This window comes from Rhizobacter sp. P2_H3 (genome assembly GCF_056403355.1).
On the sequence record NZ_JBFUFQ010000367.1, the window covers coordinates 1 to 3740 of the forward strand.

General features: G+C 73.5%; 4 protein-coding genes and 1 pseudogene. All 5 read right to left on the reverse strand.

The features are described 5' to 3' along the window. Window positions 1-584: pseudogene (locus tag AC1D1T_RS30940) on the reverse strand (MMPL family transporter); the annotation flags it as partial. Beyond that, window positions 581-1168: an outer membrane lipoprotein carrier protein LolA gene (locus AC1D1T_RS30945; RefSeq protein ID WP_477840108.1), complete on the reverse strand. Its 588-nt coding sequence runs from the start codon at window positions 1166-1168 to the stop codon at window positions 581-583. The pseudogene AC1D1T_RS30940 and the gene AC1D1T_RS30945, both read right to left, overlap by 4 nt. Next, window positions 1158-2099, reverse strand: coding sequence for a lysophospholipid acyltransferase family protein (locus tag AC1D1T_RS30950; RefSeq protein WP_477828783.1), 942 nt, complete (start codon window positions 2097-2099; stop codon window positions 1158-1160). The genes AC1D1T_RS30945 and AC1D1T_RS30950 overlap by 11 nt, the downstream gene beginning before the upstream one ends. After that, window positions 2096-2416: an ApeI family dehydratase gene (locus AC1D1T_RS30955; RefSeq protein ID WP_477828784.1), complete on the reverse strand. Its 321-nt coding sequence runs from the start codon at window positions 2414-2416 to the stop codon at window positions 2096-2098. The genes AC1D1T_RS30950 and AC1D1T_RS30955 overlap by 4 nt, the downstream gene beginning before the upstream one ends. Before the next feature lie 12 nt (window positions 2417-2428). Further along, window positions 2429-3740, reverse strand: a 1312-nt coding sequence (locus tag AC1D1T_RS30960) for an AMP-binding protein (RefSeq protein WP_477993216.1), incomplete at its 5' end; no start/stop codon positions are given.

Sequence of the window (3740 nt, forward strand, 5' to 3'; positions counted from 1 at the left end):
ATCGCCACCAGCAGCGCGCGCGGCTGGCTGCGCGACACCCACACGCCGGCCTCGACGCGCGGCCCGCCCGACGGCAGCAGCGTCTCGGCCAGCCGCGCCATCTCGCCGGTCGGGTCGCGCCACAGCAGCGGCTTGATCCACGCGCCGGCCGGCGTGCCGAGCATCGACGTGGTGTCGGCGATGCCGTCGCGCAGCCCGTCGACGCTGAAACGCTGCGCATCGACCGCCGGGCTCAGCAGGTAGCGGTGGGCCATCAGCAGCTCGCCGACGGCCTTCGGTGAATCGAGGTGGTCGCCGTTGCYGACGCTGTCGAACGCGCCGCTCGCGCGCAACGCGGTCGCGAGGCCGCGCGAGGCATCGCCGCGCAGCGCCGCATCGCCGCCGCGCACGCCGACCAGCATCACGCGCGCGGTCACGCCATGGCGCAGCTGCTCCAGCAGCACGCGCTGCTCGGCACTCGGCGACGACGGCAGGAAGGCCGACAGGTCGGCGACGTAGGTGGCGCGCGCGGCGAGCCAGGCGCCGATCAGCATGGCCGCGAGCCACACCCACACGGCGGGCCGGCGCAGCGCCTGGATCCTCATGGAACGCGGCTCTCGACGATCTTCATCGTCGAGCGGTCACCGCCGGCGAGCTGCACCTGCACCTCGGTCAGCGCGGCGCGCACGCCGCTCACCGTGACGCGCGCGACCTGCTCGCGCAAGCGCGGCTCGCGCGGCACCAGCTCGAGCGTCCACTGGTCAAGCGTGCCGCTGAACTGCGTCGTGAAGTGGCGGTCGAGCAGCTCGCGGTTGCCGGTCAGCGTGCCGCGCACCGCCTCGACCAGCACCTGCGCCTCGGGCACGGTGTCCAGCGGCACGCTGCGGCTGCGGCTGCCCTGGCTCATCGTCAGCGTGTTGCCGGCGACAGCGAGGCGCTCGCGGCGCGGCTTCAGCGTCTCGCGCACGAAGGTGTCGGGGGCCGCGAAGCTGAGGCGGCCGGACGATTCGAGCGTGCGCGTCATGTCCTGCAGCGTCACCTGGCGCGTCTCGGTGAACGTGGCCTCGCCGGACTTGACGCCGGCCAGCAGCGTGAGCAGGCCGCCGAGGTCGGCCGGCGCGGCGGATGCCGCGAGCGGTGCCAGTACCAGCAGCAGGCACAGCGCACGCCGTCGAAGTTCAAGCCGCATGCGCATCCTCCGGGGCCCAGAAATCATAGAAATTGAACCAGTTCATCGGTTGCTCGCGGCACAGCGTTTCCAGTAGCGCCACGTAGCGGCGCTGCACATCGGCGATGGCCGCATCCTGCGCCTCCCGCCCCGCGGGCCGTTCGCTGAGGTCGGCCAGCGGCACGAAGCGCAGCTCGTAGCGGTTGCCTCCCAGGTACAGCCCGGTCATGAAGACGACCGGCCGGCGCAGCAGCGCGGCGAGCCGGAACGGGCCGTCGGAGAACGTGGCCTCGTCGCCGAGGAAGGGCAGCCGGTGGCTGACCGAGCGCGCCGATGCGGCACCGGGCAGGCTGCGGTCGCCGAGCAGGCCGGCGACGCCGCCGTCGTCGAGCCAGTTGCGCAGCTGCAGCATCGATTCGAGCTGCCCGAGCGCGATGATGTGCAGCGGCGTGTCCGGCGCGATCGCCTTCAGCGTGGCGTTGATCATCCGCGCATTGTCTTCGTACATCACCATCGCGACGCGCAGCCCGGCGCGCGACTGGCCGAGCGCACGCATCACCTCGAAGCTGCCGAGGTGCGCGCCGATCAGCAGCGCGCCCTGGCCGCGCGCGAGCACCGCGTCGAGGTGCTCGGTGCCCGCGATGCGGATGTCGAAGCCATCGAAACGTTGCTGCAGCAGGTAGACGCGGTCGAGCACGGTCGACGCGAACGCGTGCAGGTGGCGCAGCCGCTCGCCGAACGTGGGCGCGCGGCCCAGCACGCGCCGCAGGTACTGCGCCGAGGCGCGCGGCGCGGCGCCACCGAACCACAGGAAGTACAGCGCGATCGGGCCGAGCAGCAGCCGCGCGGCCGGGCGGCCGAGGCCGACCGCGATGCGCCGCATCAGCGTCAGCGCCCACAGGTTGCTGCGCTCGCGCTGGGCGATCCAGGTGCCGTCGGCAGGTGTCGTCATCGGGCCGCCGGCGACAGGTCGAAATGCCCGCTCGCGCAGCGCGTCGCCTGTCCGTCGACGACCTGGCCGACCTCGAAGCGCAGGCGTGTCGACGCCGCATCGACCGCATCCCATTCGATGCGCAGTTCGGCATCGGGCCCGACCGTCGCGACGAACTTGACGGCGCCTACCTGCAGCGGGTCGAGCGCGATGCCATGCGCGCGCACCGCCTCGACCACCTCGGCCAGCAGCAGCACGCCGGGCACGATCGGCCGGCCGGGAAAGTGCCCCGCGAAGGCCGGGTGCGAGGCCGCGATGCGCACGGTAGCGACGGGCATGGCGGGGGTGGCCTAGAGGTGCTCGGCCGCGAGCGCGGCCAAGCGCTGCGCCGGCAGCTTGCCGGTGGCATCGCGCGGCAGCGACGGCAGCAGCACGATGCGCCGCGGCAGCAGCACCGGGTCGAGCCGCAAGCGTAGCGCGGCGAGCAGCGCCTCGCGCGTCAGCGTGTCGGTGACGACGAAGGCCACCGGACGGGCGATGCCCTCGACGCTGTCGGCCGGCGGCAGCCAGAACGCGCCGTCGCGCACGCCGTCGATGCTGTTCAGCTGGAAATTGAGGTGCGACAGCGAGCTGCGCTTGCCGGCCACGTTGATCAGGTCGTTGCTGCGGCCGAGCAGCCGGAAGCACGTCGGCGACAGCACCTCCAGCACATCGGCGAGCTGCGTCGGCTCGGGCACGTGGCCGCCGCTGACGATGCTCTCGGCGCCGTCGCCGCTCAGCCGCACGCCGTCGTAGGCGAGCCAGTCGGCGCCTTCGGTGGTGCGGCGCGTCGCGACCTGGCCGGCCTCGGTGCAGCCGTAGATCTCGACCAGCGGCGCCTGCCACGCGGCCTCGGCCCGCGCGGCCATCTGCGGCGACAGCGGCGCGGTGGCCGACAGCACCAGGTCGAGCGGCGGCAGCGCGACGCCGGCATCGAGCAGCGTCTTCAGGTGGAACGGCGTGCTGACGAGCACGCGCGGCCGCGGCAGCTGCGCCAGCACCTCGGCGATGTCGGCCGGCAGCAGCGGCTTCTCGGCGGCGAACGACGCACCGCCCAGCATCGCGAGCAGCACCGTCGATTCGAAGCCGTACATGTGGTGCGGCGGCACGGTGCCCAGCAGGCTGACGCCGGCCAGGCTGTCGCGGCCCAGGTGGTGGGCGATGCGCGCGGCCTCGGCGCGGATGTTCTCGACCAGCAGGTCCCAGCGCTTGGCGTGCTGCGTCGGCTGGCCGGTGGAGCCGGAGGTCAGCACCTGCGCGACGATGGTGCCGGGGGCGAAGTGCGGCGTGTCGGTGACGGTGTCGGCGCGGCCCGGTGCGATGTCATCGAAGCTCAGCGAGGGCAGGGCGTGCGGTCCGGCACCGGCTTCGAGCAGGCCGTGCGTGCGCGGGAACAGGCCGAGCAGCCGCGCCACCATGTCCGGCGTGTGGTTCGGAGGCATCAGGTTGACGCGGCCGCGCAGCATCGCCGCGCCGAGCGACAACGCGAAGCGGTAGCGGTCGTTGCAGACGGCGAGCAGGGCGTCGCCGTCGGGCAGGTGGCCGGCCAGCGCGGCGGCGTCGGCGAGGTACTGGCGGCGGCTGATCGGCACGCCGGCACGCCAGGCGAGCGGCGCGTCGAGC